This is a genomic window from Amycolatopsis lexingtonensis (assembly GCF_014873755.1).
Taxonomy (GTDB): domain Bacteria; phylum Actinomycetota; class Actinomycetes; order Mycobacteriales; family Pseudonocardiaceae; genus Amycolatopsis; species Amycolatopsis lexingtonensis.
Genome location: NZ_JADBEG010000001.1, coordinates 10688188 through 10703499, shown reverse-complemented (window position 1 = coordinate 10703499; position 15312 = coordinate 10688188). Strand labels below are relative to the sequence as shown.

General features: G+C 71.1%; 13 protein-coding genes. 4 read left to right on the top strand and 9 right to left on the bottom strand.

Features of this window, described 5'->3' with window-relative positions; genetic code table 11:
* Complete coding sequence (locus tag H4696_RS49460; protein ID WP_086863684.1) at positions 1-1374, top strand: beta-N-acetylhexosaminidase; 1374 nt, start codon at positions 1-3, stop codon at positions 1372-1374.
* Between the two features lie 203 nt (positions 1375-1577).
* Here H4696_RS49460 and H4696_RS49455 read toward each other — a convergent pair whose 3' ends face one another.
* The 3 genes from H4696_RS49455 to H4696_RS49445 form a co-directional block, all read right to left on the bottom strand.
* Positions 1578-3326, bottom strand: coding sequence for a M64 family metallopeptidase (locus tag H4696_RS49455; RefSeq protein WP_086860936.1), 1749 nt, complete (start codon positions 3324-3326; stop codon positions 1578-1580).
* Between the two features lie 92 nt (positions 3327-3418).
* Complete coding sequence (locus tag H4696_RS49450) at positions 3419-4087, bottom strand: response regulator (protein ID WP_086860933.1); 669 nt, start codon at positions 4085-4087, stop codon at positions 3419-3421.
* Positions 4084-5658, bottom strand: a complete 1575-nt coding sequence (locus H4696_RS49445; RefSeq protein WP_086860931.1) for a sensor histidine kinase — start codon at positions 5656-5658, stop codon at positions 4084-4086. The genes H4696_RS49450 and H4696_RS49445 overlap by 4 nt, the downstream gene beginning before the upstream one ends.
* A gap of 150 nt (positions 5659-5808) precedes the next feature.
* Between H4696_RS49445 and H4696_RS49440 the strand changes: the two genes are divergently transcribed.
* Positions 5809-7149 (top strand): cation:dicarboxylate symporter family transporter, encoded by a 1341-nt coding sequence (locus tag H4696_RS49440; RefSeq protein WP_086860929.1) that lies wholly within the window; start codon positions 5809-5811, stop codon positions 7147-7149.
* Positions 7150-7245: 96 nt separating this feature from the next.
* Here H4696_RS49440 and H4696_RS49435 read toward each other — a convergent pair whose 3' ends face one another.
* The gene (locus H4696_RS49435; protein WP_086860927.1) at positions 7246-7638 is read right to left on the bottom strand and encodes a winged helix-turn-helix transcriptional regulator; all 393 of its coding nucleotides are present in this window, start codon (positions 7636-7638) and stop codon (positions 7246-7248) included.
* Positions 7639-7741: 103 nt separating this feature from the next.
* Between H4696_RS49435 and H4696_RS49430 the strand changes: the two genes are divergently transcribed.
* Positions 7742-9166, top strand: a complete 1425-nt coding sequence (locus tag H4696_RS49430; protein ID WP_086860925.1) for an MFS transporter — start codon at positions 7742-7744, stop codon at positions 9164-9166.
* Between the two features lie 109 nt (positions 9167-9275).
* Here the strand turns inward: H4696_RS49430 and H4696_RS49425 are convergent, their stop codons facing one another.
* The 4 genes from H4696_RS49425 to H4696_RS49410 all read right to left on the bottom strand — a co-directional run bounded on the left by H4696_RS49425 (position 9276) and on the right by H4696_RS49410 (position 11633).
* The gene (locus tag H4696_RS49425; RefSeq protein WP_086860935.1) at positions 9276-9719 is read right to left on the bottom strand and encodes an SRPBCC family protein; all 444 of its coding nucleotides are present in this window, start codon (positions 9717-9719) and stop codon (positions 9276-9278) included.
* A 5-nt stretch (positions 9720-9724) separates the two neighbouring features.
* Complete coding sequence (locus tag H4696_RS49420) at positions 9725-10435, bottom strand: anti-sigma factor family protein (protein WP_086860923.1); 711 nt, start codon at positions 10433-10435, stop codon at positions 9725-9727.
* On the bottom strand, positions 10432-10983 hold the full coding sequence (locus H4696_RS49415) for a sigma-70 family RNA polymerase sigma factor (RefSeq protein WP_026469270.1): 552 nt from the start codon (positions 10981-10983) through the stop codon (positions 10432-10434). Before H4696_RS49415 ends, H4696_RS49420 begins: the two co-directional genes overlap by 4 nt.
* Positions 10984-11129: 146 nt before the next feature.
* Entirely contained in the window at positions 11130-11633 is a 504-nt protein-coding gene (locus H4696_RS49410) for a COG4315 family predicted lipoprotein (RefSeq protein ID WP_192782978.1), read from the bottom strand.
* A gap of 219 nt (positions 11634-11852) precedes the next feature.
* On the opposite strand from H4696_RS49410, the gene H4696_RS49405 reads away from it, so the two are divergent.
* Entirely contained in the window at positions 11853-12389 is a 537-nt protein-coding gene (locus tag H4696_RS49405; RefSeq protein ID WP_086863879.1) for a fibronectin type III domain-containing protein, read from the top strand.
* Between the two features lie 4 nt (positions 12390-12393).
* Here the strand turns inward: H4696_RS49405 and uvrA are convergent, their stop codons facing one another.
* Positions 12394-15255, bottom strand: a complete 2862-nt coding sequence (gene uvrA, locus H4696_RS49400) for an excinuclease ABC subunit UvrA (RefSeq protein ID WP_086863880.1) — start codon at positions 15253-15255, stop codon at positions 12394-12396.
* Positions 15256-15312: the final 57 nt, after the last annotated feature.

The window sequence follows — 15312 nt, the reverse complement described above, 5'->3', positions numbered from 1 at the left end:
ATGTCTTCGTTCGACACCCTGCTCCCCCGGCCGGTTTCGGTGACGCCCGCCGAGGGGTCGTGCCCCTGGCCGTCCCCTGTGGACGTTCGTTCCGCTTCGCTGCCGCCGGAGGGGTACCGGCTGGAGATCTCGCCGTCCGGCGTGGTGCTGTCCTGCGCCGACGCGGCCGGGGAGTTCTACGGGCGGCAGACGTTGCGCCAGCTCGCGGGCCCGGACGCGTTCCGGGCCGCTTCGCTCGAAACCGGGCTTTCCCTGCCGTGCGGCGTGGTGGAAGACCACCCGCGGTTCGGCTGGCGCGGCTGCCTGCTCGACGTCGCCCGGCACTTCCGGACCAAGGCCGAGGTCCTCCGGTTCGTCGACCTGCTGGCCGCGCACAAGCTGAACGTGCTGAACCTGCACCTCACCGACGACCAGGGCTGGCGCTTCGACGTCCCGGAGTACCCGAAGCTGACGTCGGTGGGCGGCTGGCGGCCGTCGTCGATGACGGGCAGCGGGGGCGCGCAGGACGGCCGCCCGCACGGTGGTTTCTACACCGGCGACGACCTGCGGGAGATCGTCGCCTACGCGGCCGCGCGGGCCATCACGGTGGTGCCGGAGATCGACATCCCGGGCCACGCGCGGGCGGCCCTGGCCGCTTATCCCGCGCTGGGCACCGAGTCTTCGTACGAAATCTGGACGTCTTGGGGCATCAGCACTTCGCTGCTCTCGCCATCCGAGTCCACTTTGGACTTCTTCCGCACGGTGTTCGACCACCTGCTGGAGATCTTCCCGTCGCCGGTGATCGCGCTGGGCGGCGACGAGACGCCGGGCGCGACCGACGAGCACCGCGCGTTCGTCCGCCTGCTGGCCGAGCACCTGGCGGCGCGCGGCCGGACGCCGATGGGCTGGGACGAGGTCCTCGACATCGGCGGCCTCCCCCCGATGGTGATCGGCTCGTGGCGGAACGAGGCCGCCGGCCTGCGGGCGGCCGAGGCCGGCCACGACGTCGTCATGTGCCCGGAGCAGCACGTCTACCTCGACCACCGCCAGGCCGAGCACCCGGACGAGCCGATCCCGGTCGGCATGGTGCACACGCTGGCGGACGTCTACGCGTACGAGCCGGCGCTCACCGGCCCGCGGCTGCGCGGCGTACAGGCGCAGGTGTGGAGCGAACACCTCGACAGCGTCCGGCGCGTCGACTACATGGCGTTCCCGCGGCTGTCGGCGTTCGCGGAGGTCGCGTGGAGCAGTGGCGCGCGGGACTACGCGGAGTTCCTGCCGCGGTTGCGCGACCACCACCTCCCGCGACTGGACGCGCTCGGCGTCGAGTACCGGCCGCTGGCGGGACCGCACCCGTGGCAGACCCGGCCGGGCGTACCGGGCCGGCCACGCTGATTCAGCGGTTCCGCAGCGGTGCGCCGGCGTCTTGAATGACTCATTCAGGACCTCCGAAGACCTGAATGAGTCATTCAAGACGTGGGGCGAGCGGGTCACCGGCGGCAGAGTGGCCCGGCCGCGTGACTTTGCCGGGACCCCGTCGCCAGACGTCATGAACGACCCGTTCATGACGTCCCACGCGCCCACCGGCTGTCGATGGCTCAGGGCAGCAGCGTCACCTCGAACGAGCGCGTCGGGCCGGTGTTGCCCGCCGCGTCGATGGACCGGTACTCGATGCGGTGCCGGCCGTACCCCGGCGTCCGCGTCGCGAACGGGGACACCGTCAGGCCGCCGGAGCCGAGGTTGCCGTACGCCAGGCCGTCGATGTCGGTGCCGCGCGGGGTGAACAGGTACGGCGCGTTGGGGTCCGTCGGCCAGCCGTAGTACTTGTGCCAGCCGTCGCCGTCCACGCGGAACTCCGCCATCCCGTCCGACGGCGTCAGGCGCATCGTGAACGAGCCGTGGACCACCTCGCCCGCCGGTGCCTCGGCCGTCGTGGCCGGGCCCGTCGCGTCCACCGTCCAGGTCAGCGTCGTGCCGCCGGTCGTCGCCGTCAACGTGTGCGCGCCGCGCGTCTCCGCGAGGGCGAAGTCTGCACCGCTCCCGGCCGGCTTTCCGTCGAGGCTCCAGCGGACCGGCGGGATCGACCCCGTCGGCTCCCCCGTCTCGACGTAGACGACGTCGTGCCCGCCCACCGGCTGCGCGGTCGGGGTCGACGCCACGACGGACGGGCCGCTCGCGGGCGGCGTCACCACCGAGGTGTCCACCGTCCAGGTGCGCGTGGCCGACGGCCGGACCGCCGGGTCGCGGACGAACGGCGTCGGGTCGGTCACCGTCGCCGTCAGGGTGTGCTTGCCCGGCTTCACGTGTGCCTGCCGCAGGTCGAGGGCCTCGGAACCACGCAGCGGACGGCCGTCGAGGGTCCAGCGGACGTCCAGGCGGTGGCTCACCGGGTGCATCGTCCGCAGCCACACGACCCGGTCGGCGCCGATCGTCCCGGCCGGCGTGCCGCCGCTGACGAGCGGGACCTTCGCCGAGATCCGCTGCGTCATCCGCTCGCGGCCGACCTGGTCGAAGGCGTAGCCGAGGGTCTTCATCATCGAGTGCGCGCTCGGCCGCCACACGCCGGTCTGCGTGTACAGGCCGCCTTCGAAGCGGCCGATCGAGCCGCCGGCCTCGCTCGGCTCGCCGAGCCAGCGCCACCACTTCGCGTGCTGGTCGCGCATCTCCTTTTCGGTCAGCAGGGTGTGGTGGATCGAGGACGGCTCGCCGCCTTCGTAGGCGCCACCGGGAACCGCGCGCGCGTAGTAGTCGTATTCGTCGTCGAGGCCGCCGAGCGAGTGCCCGAGTTCGTGCGGCGAGATGAGCGCGGACAACGCGTTCCCGCCCGACGCCGTCGCGTACGAACCGCCCGCGCCGCCGTAGGTGCTGCTGTTGCCGAGCGCCAGGATCTGCCGGTTCGCCGGGGTGGTGCCGGGCACGAGGTCGGCGTACCGCTGCGCCGCGGCGTCGTCGACGGTGAGCAGGCGCTGCACGCTCTGTGCGTTGCAGCCGCCCCAGAAACCCATGTCCAGCGGGGTGTTCTTCTTCGGCGCGTCGAGTGAGGGGTCACAGTCCACACCGGACTCGGGCGAGGCGATCGACACCGCGAAGACGTTGAAATAACTGCGGTAGGACTTGAACGGCTCGAGCGACCAGAGCGTGCTGACGTGCCGCTGGACGTCGGCGAAGAACTTGGGCTGTTCGGCCGCGGTGTAGCCGTCCCCGAGGACGACGAGGTTGAACCGCTGCGAGACCGGCCCGGTCACCTGGACGTCGGTGACGGTGCCGGCGGGTTCTTCGGCTTGCGCCGGCGTGGCGGCTCCGGCGGCGATCAGCAGTGCGGCGAAGATCCCGGCCCACTTCCGCATGGCGGCACTCCCCTGGTCGGTGATCTTCCCGGTGTACCGCACGGGCCGCGCCGCCGGAACCGCCGGAAGTCGGAGGCTCGCCGTATAGGTCGTTATACGCGAGTCAGCCGGTACCAGACCTCCGGCCGGCCGACCTGGCCGTAGTGGGGTTCGCGGTGGGCCATCCCGTTGTCCGCCAAGTACTCCAGGTACCTGCGGGCCGTCACCCGCGAAGCACCGATCGCCGAAGCCGCCGCTCCCGCCGACAGGCCTTCCGCCGCTCCGGAAAGCGCGTCCTGGATGGCTTCCAGGGTCTGGACGCTCATCCCCTTGGGCAGCGGCGGCTGCTCGGTCGTGCGCAACGCGCCGAGCGCGCGGTCGATCTCGGCCTGGCCGGTCACCTCGCCGGACGCGTCGCGGAACTCCGCGTAGCGCTCCAGCTTCTCGCGCAGGGTCGCGAACGTGAACGGCTTGAGCAGGTACTGCACCACTCCGACCGACACCGCCGCCTTCACCAGCCCGAGGTCCCGCGCCGACGTCACGGCGATGACGTCGATCGGGAGCCCGGCTGCGCGCAGGGAACGGCACACCGCCAGGCCGTGCGTGTCGGGGAGGTAGAAGTCCAGCAGCACGAGGTCGACCGGCTCGCGTTCGCAGAACCGCAGGGCTTCGCCGCCGGAATGGACGACGCCGGCGACCGAAAAGCCGGGGAGCCGCTCGACGTACACGCGGTGCGCCTCGGCCGCGACCGGCTCGTCCTCCACCACCAGCACGCGGATCACCGGTTCGCCTCCTGCCGCGGCAGCCGGACGGTGAACACCGCGCCGCCGTCCCGGCCGACGTCCACCGTGCCGCCGTAGCGGCGCACCGCCTGCCCGACCAGCGCCAGCCCGAGCCCGTGGCCGTCCTCCGCTTTCGTCGACCAGCCGCGTCGGAACACATCGGCGTCTTCGGGGACGCCGGGCCCGGTGTCGGCCACGCGCAGCAGCAGGCCGTCGTCGTCGGAGCGGGCCGTGACGACGACCTTCGGGTGCCCGCTGCCGCGCACCGCCGCGTCGAGGCCGTTGTCGATCAGGTTGCCGAGGATGGTCACCAGGTCGCGTGCCGCGACCCCGTGCGAACCGTCGTCGATCACGGTGTCCGGCGTGACGGTCAGCTCGACCCCGCGCTCGCTCGCCTCGGCGGCCTTGCCCAGCAGCAGCGCGGCCAGCACCGGCTCGGCGACGGCGCCGACGACCCGGTCGGTCAGCTCCTGCGCCAGCGCGAGCTCGGCGGTCGCGAACTCCACCGCCTGCTCGGGTTTTCCGATCTCCACCAGGGAAACGACCGTGTGCAGCCGGTTCGCCGCCTCGTGCGCCTGCGACCGCAACGCCTCCGCGAGGCCGCGCGCGGTGGTCAGTTCCCCGGTCAGCGTCTGCAGTTCCGTGTGGTCGCGCAGGACGACGACGGTGCCCTGCGCGCGGCCGCCCGAGCGGACGGCGGTCGTGCTGACCAGCAGCACCCGGGCGTCGGTCAGGTGCAGTTCCTCGGCGCGGTTCTCCGCCGACGTGAACGCCCGCGCCAGCTCGTCCGGCAGTCCGAGGGAGGCCAGCTCGCGCCCGACCGGGTCGGCGTCGAGACCGAGCAGGGCACGCGCGCCGTCGTTGCACAGGCGGATGCGCCCGTCCCGGCCGACGAGCAGCACGCCCTCCCGGACCGAGTGCAGCACGGCTTCGTGGTACTCGAAGAGGTTGCTCAGCTCGTCCGGCGCGATCCCGCGGGTCTGGCGCCGCAGCCGGGCGCTGATCAGCCAGCCGCCCAGCGCCCCGACGAGCAGGACCGCCCCGGCGACGCCGAACAGCGGCCAGAGCCGTTCGCGCAGCTCGGCCGAGATCGCCGCGACGGTGATCCCGACGGCGACCAGCGCCACCACCCGCTGCCCCGGCCCGAACACCGGCACGACCGTGCGCACCGACGGGCCGAGCGAGCCGGTGTAGGTCTCGGTGTAGGGCTGACCCCGTTGCGCCTGCGTGATGGTCCCGATGTAGTGCTGGCCGATCAGCGCCGGAGTCGGGTGGGTGTAGCGGATCCCGTCCGGGCTCATGATCGTGATGAAGTCGACGTGGGTGTCGGCCTGCACGCGCAGGGCGAACGGCTGCAGCGTCGCGCTCGGGTCCGATGTGGCCACCGCGGCGGCGACGGTCGGGGCGTCGGCCACCGCCGAGGCCACCGCGCGGACCTGGTCACGCGCGTTCTCGTTCACCGCACGGGACGCGTCGAGGTAGGCGAACGTGCTGCCGGCGCCGGCCAGCACGCAGAGCACGACCAGCTGCAGCACGAGCAGCTGGCGGGCCAGGCTCCAGCGGGACCGCATCGTCGGGGGCACCTCCTCATACCAGCACACGCGCTCCCCCGGTGTCCGAACGGGACGGTCGCGCGAACTCAATGAACACAAGTGAGCCGGGTCACCGAAGTGCGCCTACAGTGTGCCGCAACCTGGAACACCCCTGAGCTGGAGGCAACGGTGCCGACCCCACCGACCACCGAGGAGACCCCGCGCAAGCGGGACAAGACCCACTACCTGTACCTGGCCGTGATCGTCGCGGTCCTGCTCGGGATCCTGGTGGGCTTCCTCTTCCCGGGCTTCGCCAAGGGCCTCAAGCCCCTCGGCGACGGCTTCGTCAACCTGATCAAGATGATGATCTCGCCCATCATCTTCTGCACGATCGTCATCGGCGTCGGCTCGGTCGCGAAGGCGGCGAAGGTCGGCAAGGTCGGTGTGATGGCACTGGTCTACTTCATCGTGATGTCGACCTTCGCGCTCGCCATCGGCCTGGTCGTCGGCAACCTGCTGCACCCGGGCACCGGGCTGCACCTGAACCCGGCCGACGTGAAGAGCGTCCAGAAGTCCGCCTCCGGCGCCGAAGGCCCGGTCGACTTCCTGCTCGGCATCATCCCGAAGACGCTCGTCTCCGCCTTCACCGAAGGCGAAGTGCTGCAGACGCTGCTGGTCGCGCTGCTCGTCGGGTTCGCGCTGCAGAAGCTGGGCCCGAAGGGCGCCCCGATCCTGCGCGGTGTCGAGCACCTGCAGAAGCTGGTCTTCCGGATCCTGGCGATGATCATGTGGGCCGCCCCGATCGGCGCGTTCGGCGCCATCGCCGCGGTGGTCGGCGCGACCGGCTGGGCCGCGTTGAAGAGCTTGGCCGTGATCATGATCGGGTTCTACGCGACCTGCCTGGTGTTCGTGTTCGTGGTCCTCGGGCTGGTGCTCTGGTTCGGCGCCCGCGTCAGCATCCTGAAGCTGCTGCGCTACCTCGGCCGCGAGTTCCTGCTGATCCTGTCGACGTCGTCGTCGGAGTCGGCGCTGCCGCGGCTGATCGCGAAGATGGAGCACCTCGGCGTCGACAAGTCCGTCGTCGGCATCACCGTGCCCACCGGGTACTCGTTCAACCTCGACGGCACCGCGATCTACCTGACCATGGCGACGCTGTTCATCGCCGCGGCGCAGGACGAGCCACTGTCGATCGGCGCGCAGATCGGCCTGCTGGTCTTCATGATCATCGCGTCGAAGGGCGCCGCGGGCGTGTCCGGCTCCGGCATCGCGACCCTGGCCAGCGGCCTGCAGTCGCACCGGCCGGAACTGGTCAACGGCGTCGGCTTCATCCTCGGCATCGACCGGTTCATGTCGGAGGCCCGCGCGCTGACGAACTTCGCCGGCAACGCCGTCGCGACCGTCCTCATCGGAAACTGGACCAAGGAGTTCGACCGCGAACAGGCGCAGCGCGTGTTCGCCGGGCAGGCGCCGTTCGACGAATCGACGATGGTCGACGAAGAGCGGGAACCGGCGGAAGCCGTCGCGAAGTAACCCTTCGACGTTCGTGCTCATGCCCCCGCTGAGCACGAGCCACCGCGGGCCGCGGTGCGAGTCTCCCCGACCTCGCACCGCGGCCCGTTCCACGTTTCAGGCCACGTCGTAGGCGACGCGCGCCGCGGCGATGTCGTCGCGGTGCCGTTCCGCCCAGCCGAGCAGGCCGTTCAGCGACTGGTACAGCTCCTTGGCCATCGGCGTGGCTTCGTACTCCACCCGCGGCGGGACCGTGGGGTAGATCGTGCGCTGCAGCAGGCCGTCGCGCTCGAGGTTGCGCAGGGTCAGCGTCAGCATCCGGCGACTGATCCCGTTGACCGCGCGTTCCAGCTCGGTGAACCGCACGGGCCCGCGGATGGCTTCCAGCAGGATGCCGATCGCCCACTTCCCGCTGATGCGGTTGATGACCTCCAGCACGGTGCAGACATCGAGTTTTTCCGGGTCGATCTCCGTGACCTGGACAGGTACACCGATGTTCCCCTGGGACATGGAAGTGCCTCCTTACGCGGGCCCCCATGGTCACACATGATGGGCACTGTTACAAGAAGTGCCCTGGCGACGACCAGGGGGAACTCGACTGGAGGGGCCTCACATGGCCGAGAACCACCCCACCCGCTCCCGCGGCCTCGCGTTGGCGGTGCTGTGCGCCGCCTCGCTGATGGTAGTGCTCGACAGCAGCATCGTCGCGGTGGCGCTGCCCGCCATCCAGGCCGACCTCGGGTTCACCCCCGCCGGGCTCGCCTGGGTGGTCACCGCCTACCTGGTCGCGTTCGGCGGCCTGCTCCTGATCTCCGGCCGGCTCGGCGACCTGCTCGGCCGCCGCCGCGTCTTCCTCGGCGGGCTGACGCTGTTCACGCTGGCTTCGCTGGTCGCGGGCCTCGCGTCGGACGCCGGTGTGCTGGTCGTGTCGCGGTTCGCCCAGGGCGTCGGCGGGGCGCTCGCGTCGGCCGTGGTGCTGGGGATGATCGTCACGATGTACCCGGAGCCGCGGGCCCGGGCGAAGGCGATCGGCGTCTACAGTTTCACGCAGGCGGCGGGCGCGTCGATCGGGCTGATCGCGGGCGGCGCGCTGACGCAGGCGCTGAGCTGGCACTGGACGTTCTACGTCAACCTGCCGATCGGCGTGGCCGCGCTGCTGCTGGCCGTCCGGGTCGTTTCGCCGGAGCCAGGGACGGGCCTGCGGGCGGGCTTGGACGTGCTCGGCGCGGTGCTCGTCACCGGCGCCGTGATGCTCGGCGTCTACGCGATTTCGTCCGCGGTGTGGAGCGCGCTGGCCGTGGCGGTCGTCCTGCTGGCCGCGTTCGTGCTGCGGCAGGCGAAGGCGCGCACCCCGCTGCTGCCGCTGCGGCTGTTCCGGATCCGCGCGGTGACCGGCGCGAACCTGGTGATGGTGCTGATGGTCGCCGGCATGCTCGGCTTCCAGTTCGTCACGGCGTTGTACCTGCAGCAGGTGCTGGGCCTCGACGCGCTGCGCACCGGCGTCGCGTTCCTGCCGGTGCCGCTGGTGATCGCGGTGGCCTCGCTCGGCTTCGCGGACAAGCTCACCGCGCGCTTCGGGCCGCGGGCGGTGCTGCTGTCCGGGCTCGGCCTGGTGATCGTCGGCCTGGTGCTGCTGACGCAGGTGTCGGATTCCTACTTCACCGGCGTGCTGCCGCCGTTGCTGGTGATGGGCCTGGGCGCGGGTGCGGCGCTCCCGGCGCTGATGGGCTTGGCGATGGCCGACGTCCCGGCGTCGGACGCGGGGGTGGCGTCGGGCCTGATCAACACGACCCAGCAGGTCGGCGCGGCGATCGGCACGGCGGTTCTGGCTTCGGTGGCCGCGTCCCGCACGGCGAGCCTGGGCGGCGATCACCGGGAGGCACTGGCGGCGGGGTTCCGGCTGGCGTACGGCGTCAGCGCGGGCTTCCTGGTGGCCGCGGTGGCGCTGGGGGCACTGGTGCTGGCGCGCCGCACCCGCCGGGCCCCCGCTCCGGCTCCCGCCGCAGAGCCTGCGGTCTGCACCGCCGGTCGCGCCTGACCCGCCTCAAGCGCCCCAATGTGGCGTTCGGTGCGTCTGACGCACCGAACGCCACATTGGGTGCGCTGGACGCAACCAACGCCACATTGGGGCGCTCGGGGCCGGGTGATCAGGCGAGGTAGGCAGAAAGGCCGCGGTGGCCCCGCCGCATCATCAGCGCGTGGTTCGCGCGGAACAGCGGCCGGGCCACCGCGTCGAGGCGCCGCAGCAACTCCTTGCGAGCCTGGACTTCCTGGGTGATCTCCAGCAGTGTGCCCGCGCCCGCCGCGCGGACCGCACCGGCCAGTACCCCGTCGAGGTCGCCGCTGAGCCTGACCCGCATCAGGCCCGTGCGCTCGTCCTGGTGGTCCCGGTGCATCCGGACGACGAGCCGGAACGGCAGCCGGGACCGGCAGACCAGTTCGGCGGTGTCGTCGTCCACGCGGCGCACCGCGCGGACGTCCGACCACCACCGCGGGTAGCCGGCGAGGTCGGTGACCACGCCGAACACCCGCTCGGGCACGGTTCCCGGCAGCAGCCACGTGCTGCGGAACCGGTAGCTCGCGCCCGCCAAGCCCGTCACACCTGAGCCGAGACCAGCTTCCGGCCGTCCACCGTGACGATGTCGACCGACTTGACGTCGTCGGGCGCGACCAGCGCGGACCCGTCGAGCGAGAAGCCCTGGCTCTCCCACTTCTCCGACACCTGCCAGCTGCCGGCGGTCACCGACTGGCCGCCCTTCGTGGTGACCTGCAGCAGGCACTTCTCCCCGGCTTGGACGCCCTTCACCGCGACGTTCACCCGGACCCAGCCCTGGAACGGGCTCACCGAAGCGGCCAGCTGCACGCCGGTCGAGGCGTCCGTCGCCCGGACGTCCTTCGTCCCCGGTACCACCGTCGGCTGGCTCGGCACCGCGACGTCGCTGGACGCCGTCTGCCGTCCGACCAGGACACCGCCGCCGAGCGCGGCCACCACCAGCACCGCCGCCGCGACGAGGGCCAGGCCCCGCCTCGACGTCGACCGGGTGGCGGGTGCCGCCTGTTCTTCGTCGCGCACCCGGCGCAGGGTCTTCTGCAGCAGCAGGTCCCCGCCTTCGGGCGGCCCGTCGAGGAACGCCTCGGGCGGTACCTCGTCGAGCGACTCGCGCAACGCCACGAGCTCGTTCAGGTCGAACCGGCACTGCGCGCAGGTCTGCAGGTGCCGCCGCTCGAAGTCGGCCGCCTCCGCCGGGTCGAGCGCGCCGAGGGCGTACGCGCCGAGCTGCGTGTGACTCTCGTCGACCGAGTTCATCGCGCCACCTCCGTTCCGCTCGAAATCATCGCTGCTCTCAGTGCTCTCAGTGCGTAGTACGACCTTGATTTCACGGTACCCGGTGCGACGCCCAGTGTTCTCGCCGCTTCGGCCACCGTCCGTCCCCGGTAGTAGATCTCCACCAGGACCTCTCGGTGCTCGTTCGAAAGGCCGTCCATCGCGCCGAGCACCGTCATCGAGTCGACCACGCCCTGGGCGTGGTCGCGCTCGACGGCCGGCGTCGGCACGCCTTCGGCCGGTTCGGCCACCTCTTGGGGCCGCGCCGCCCGGGCGCGGGCCCGGTCGGTGACCAGGTTGCGCGCGACGGTCAGCAACCAGCCGCGCACCGAGCCCTTCCCGTCGTTCTGCAAGTCGTCCGCGTGCTTCCACGCTCGGACGAGCGTCTCCTGGACCACGTCCTCGGCCGCCGCCCGATCACCGGTCAGCCTCGTCGCGTAGGCCAGCAGGCTCCGCCCGTGTTCGGCGTACAGCTGCCGAATCAAGTCCTCGCCCTTGGCCTTCTTAGGCCGCCTGCCTCCTATGGCCACCCTCGTCCTCCCGACGGTGTTCTGAGTCGGCGAGGACAGTACTGCAACCCGCAGGGCCACCGGCGGTGCGTGCGCCGAGCGCAGCGCGACCATGGTGTTCATCGGCTGCCCGTCCTTCCTCGTTCTGCCCGGAAATCCGTCGGTGGTCAGTACCCGGAGCCGCCGGCCTTGCCGCCCGCGGTCACCTTGCTGCCGTCCGGGGCGACCGCGAACCAGGTGCCGTTGGCACCCTGGCCGTTCAGCTCGCCCGCCGCCTTGTCGCCCGAGAACCCGTACAGCGGCCAGCCGTTGAGCGTGATCTGCTTGCTGCCGTCCTTGCGGGTCGTCGTGCCGACCTGGGTCTCCTGGATGCCCTTCAGCATCGGGGTGGCCACCCCCGCGAGCAGCGGCGGCCACGCGGTCGCGCACTCGCCCTCGCAGGTGGACGTCGGCGGCTGCGAGAGGTCCTTGTCGAACCGGTAGAGCGTCTTGCCGTCGGCGTCGGTGACCACGGCCCCGACCCCGTTGATCGTCGCGACCGCGAGCATCTTGTGCCCCGGCTCACCGTGTTGCGGCCCTTGGGCGCCGTCGGCCATCTCACCGCAGGCGGACAACGTGGCGACGGCGACGAGCGCGACCGCGCTGGCGACGACCGGCCGGGAACGGTTCATGACGTTTCTCTCCTCGGTGAGGGCGGCACCGCCGTCCGGCGGACCTCGACATCGGGTAACACGGACGGTCGCCGGGAACGGTTCAGCCGGGATCGCGCGCGATTCGGCGCAGGCGCGAGGGTGGATTGGTGCGTCCCGGTGATCGGCACGATCTTGTCGCCGGGCGGGCCCGGTTCCTAAGCTGGACGCACGCCGCCCCCGCCGTTCCCGGGAGCCGCCGTGTCCGTGAAACCCCTTGTGCTGGTGGCATTGCTGGCCGCGGGCTGTGCCGCCGCCCCGCCGTCGTTCACGGCGGCCCTGACCTCGCCGACGGACGTGGTGCTCAGCTGGCCGGACGACGGCGCCGGGCACCGCGTCGAGTACGCGAACGACCCGGCCGGCCCGTGGACGACGCTGCGGTTCCTCCCGCCGCACACGACGAGCTACCACCACCCGGACCTCATCCCGGAGACGCCGTTCTACTACCGGGAGCAGCCGTTCACCGGCCCGGTCTCGACGGAGCTGCACGCCGAGACTTCGGGCGGCACGGTGACGTTCACGTGGGCCGACCGCTCACCGGACGAGGCCGGGTTCCTCGTGGAGATCCGCCGTCCGGGCGCGCCGGACTTCGACCCGGTCGAGGTGACCGACCCGGACGTGACGACGTGCACGCTCTCGCTGCTGCCCGGCGAGGAGAACTCGGCCTTCCGGCTCCGGGCGCTGCACTACGGCCCGCTCTCCCCGGTGGTCCACCAGACCACCGGGAAGGAGCGGTGAGCCGTCAGTCGGCCGTGAGGACCGTCCGCAGGAACTCGCCCGTGTAGCTGCCTTCGACGCCGGCGACGTGCTCCGGCGTGCCCTCGGCGATCACCGTGCCGCCGCCTGAGCCGCCTTCGGGGCCCATGTCGATGATCCAGTCGGACGTCTTGATCACGTCGAGGTTGTGCTCGATCACGATCACCGAGTTGCCCTTGTCGACCAGGCCGTTGATCACGCCGATCAGCTTGTTGATGTCCTCGAAGTGCAGGCCGGTGGTCGGCTCGTCGAGGATGTACACCGTCTTGCCGGTCGAGCGCTTCTGCAGCTCGCTGGCGAGCTTGACGCGCTGCGCCTCGCCGCCCGACAGCGTCGGCGCGGGCTGCCCGAGCCGGACGTAGCCGAGGCCGACGTCCACCAGCGTCTGCAGGTGGCGGTGGATGGCCTTGATCGGCTCGAAGAACTCCGCGGCCTCCTCGATGGGCATGTCGAGCACGTCCGAGACGGTCTTGCCCTTGTAGTGCACCTCGAGGGTTTCCCGGTTGTACCGCGCGCCCTTGCAGACCTCGCAGGGGACGTAGACGTCCGGCAGGAAGTTCATCTCGATCTTGATCGTGCCGTCGCCGGCGCACGCCTCGCAGCGCCCGCCCTTGACGTTGAACGAGAACCGGCCCTGCTGGTAGCCGCGCACCTTCGCTTCGGTGGTCGCCGCGAACAGCTTGCGGACGTGGTCCCAGACGCCGGTGTAGGTGGCCGGGTTGGACCGCGGGGTCCGCCCGATCGGCGACTGGTCGACGCGCACCAGCTTGTCGACGTTGTTCAGGCCGTTCACGCGGGTGTGGCGGCCGGGCACCTGGCGAGCGCCGTTGAGCTTGTTCGCCAGCACCGTCGCGAGGATGTCGTTCACCAGCGTCGACTTGCCCGAGCCCGAGACGCCAGTCACCGAGACCAGGCAGCCCAGGGGGAAGGAGACATCCAGCCCGCGCAGGTTGTGCTCGCGCGCGCCGACGACCGTCAGCTGCCGCTTCTTGTCGACCGGGCGCCGGATCGCCGGGATGTCGATCTTCCGGCGGCCGGACAGGTACTGCCCGGTCAGCGATTCCTTGCTCTTCAGCAGCTTCTTGTACGGTCCACTGTGGACGATGTGGCCGCCGTGCTCGCCCGCGCCCGGGCCGATGTCGACCACCCAGTCGCTCGAGCGGATCGTGTCCTCGTCGTGCTCGACGACGATCAGCGTGTTGCCCAGGTTCCGCAGCCGGGTCAGCGTCTCGATCAGGCGGTGGTTGTCGCGCTGGTGCAGGCCGATCGACGGCTCGTCGAGCACGTACAGCACGCCGACCAGGCCCGAGCCGATCTGCGTGGCCAGCCGGATCCGCTGCGCTTCGCCACCCGAAAGGGTGGCCGACGCGCGGTCGAGCGAGAGGTACGTCAGGCCGACGTCGAGCAGGAAGCGCAGCCGCGCCTGGATCTCCTTGAGCACCGCGCCGGCGATCATCGACTCGCGCTGCCCCAGCTCCAGCTCGTCGAGGAACTGCGACGCCTCCGCGATGGACAGCGCGCAGACCTCGGCGATCGACATGTCGCCGCGGGTCTTGTGCGCCAGCGTCACGGCGAGGATCTCCGGCTTGAGCCGGGTGCCCTGGCAGGCCGGGCACGGCACCTCGCGCATGTAGCCCTCGTACCGCTCGCGCATGTACTCGGACTCGGTCTGCTCCTGCCGCCGCTCTAGGAACGGGATGACGCCCTCGAAGGCCGCGTAGTACGAGCGCTGGCGCCCGTAACGGTTCTTGTAGCGGACGTGGACCTGCTCGTCGACGCCGTGCAAGACGGCCTTCTGGGCGCGGGCCGGCAGGCGCCGCCACGGCGTGTCCATCCGGAAGCCGATGGTCTCCGACAGCGACTCGAGCAGGCGGATGAAGTAGTCCGCGCTCTGGCCGCCCGACCACGGCGCGATCGCGCCCTCGGCCAGCGAAAGCTCGTCGTCCGGGACCACCAGCTCCGGGTCGACCTCCTTGCGGATGCCGATGCCGGTGCACTCGGGGCAGGCGCCGTAGGGCGAGTTGAAGGAGAACGAGCGGGGCTCGAGGTCCTCGATCGCCAGCGGGTGGCCGTTGGGGCAGGCGAGGTTCTCGGAGAAGCCGCGGATGCGGTGCGGGTCGTTCTCCGGCAGGTCGACGAACTCGAGCTCGATCAGCCCGTCGGCCAGCCGCAGCGCCGTCTCGACCGAGTCGGTGAGGCGCTGGCGCGAGCTCGACTTGACGCTCAGCCGGTCGATCACCACGCCGATCTGGTGCTTTTCCTGCTTCTTCAGCTTCGGCGGGTCGGTCAGCGAGTGGACCGTGCCGTCCACGACCACGCGCGCGTACCCCTGCTGCTGCAGGTTCTCGAACAGGTCGACGTACTCGCCCTTGCGCCCGCGCACCACCGGCGCGAGCACCTGGAAGCGGACGCCTTCGTCCATCTCCAGCACCTGGTCGACGATCTGCTGCGGGGTCTGCTTGCTGATCGCCTCGCCGCACTTGGGGCAGTGCGCCTTGCCGGCGCGGGCGTAGAGCAGACGCAGGTAGTCGTAGACCTCGGTGATCGTGCCGACGGTCGAACGCGGGTTGCGCGAAGTGGACTTCTGGTCGATCGACACCGCGGGCGAGAGGCCCTCGATGAAGTCGACGTCCGGCTTGTCCATCTGCCCGAGGAACTGCCGGGCGTACGCCGAGAGCGACTCGACGTAGCGCCGCTGCCCCTCGGCGAAGATGGTGTCGAAGGCGAGGCTCGACTTCCCGGACCCGGACAGGCCGGTGAACACGATCAGGCTGTCGCGGGGCAGGTCGAGATCCACGCCGCGGAGGTTGTGCTCGCGGGCACCGCGAACAACGAGGCGATCAGCCACGCCAGGGTCCTCTCAATGTCTTCTTCAGTGCGGTCGCCGACCCGGTTTCAGGGTGCA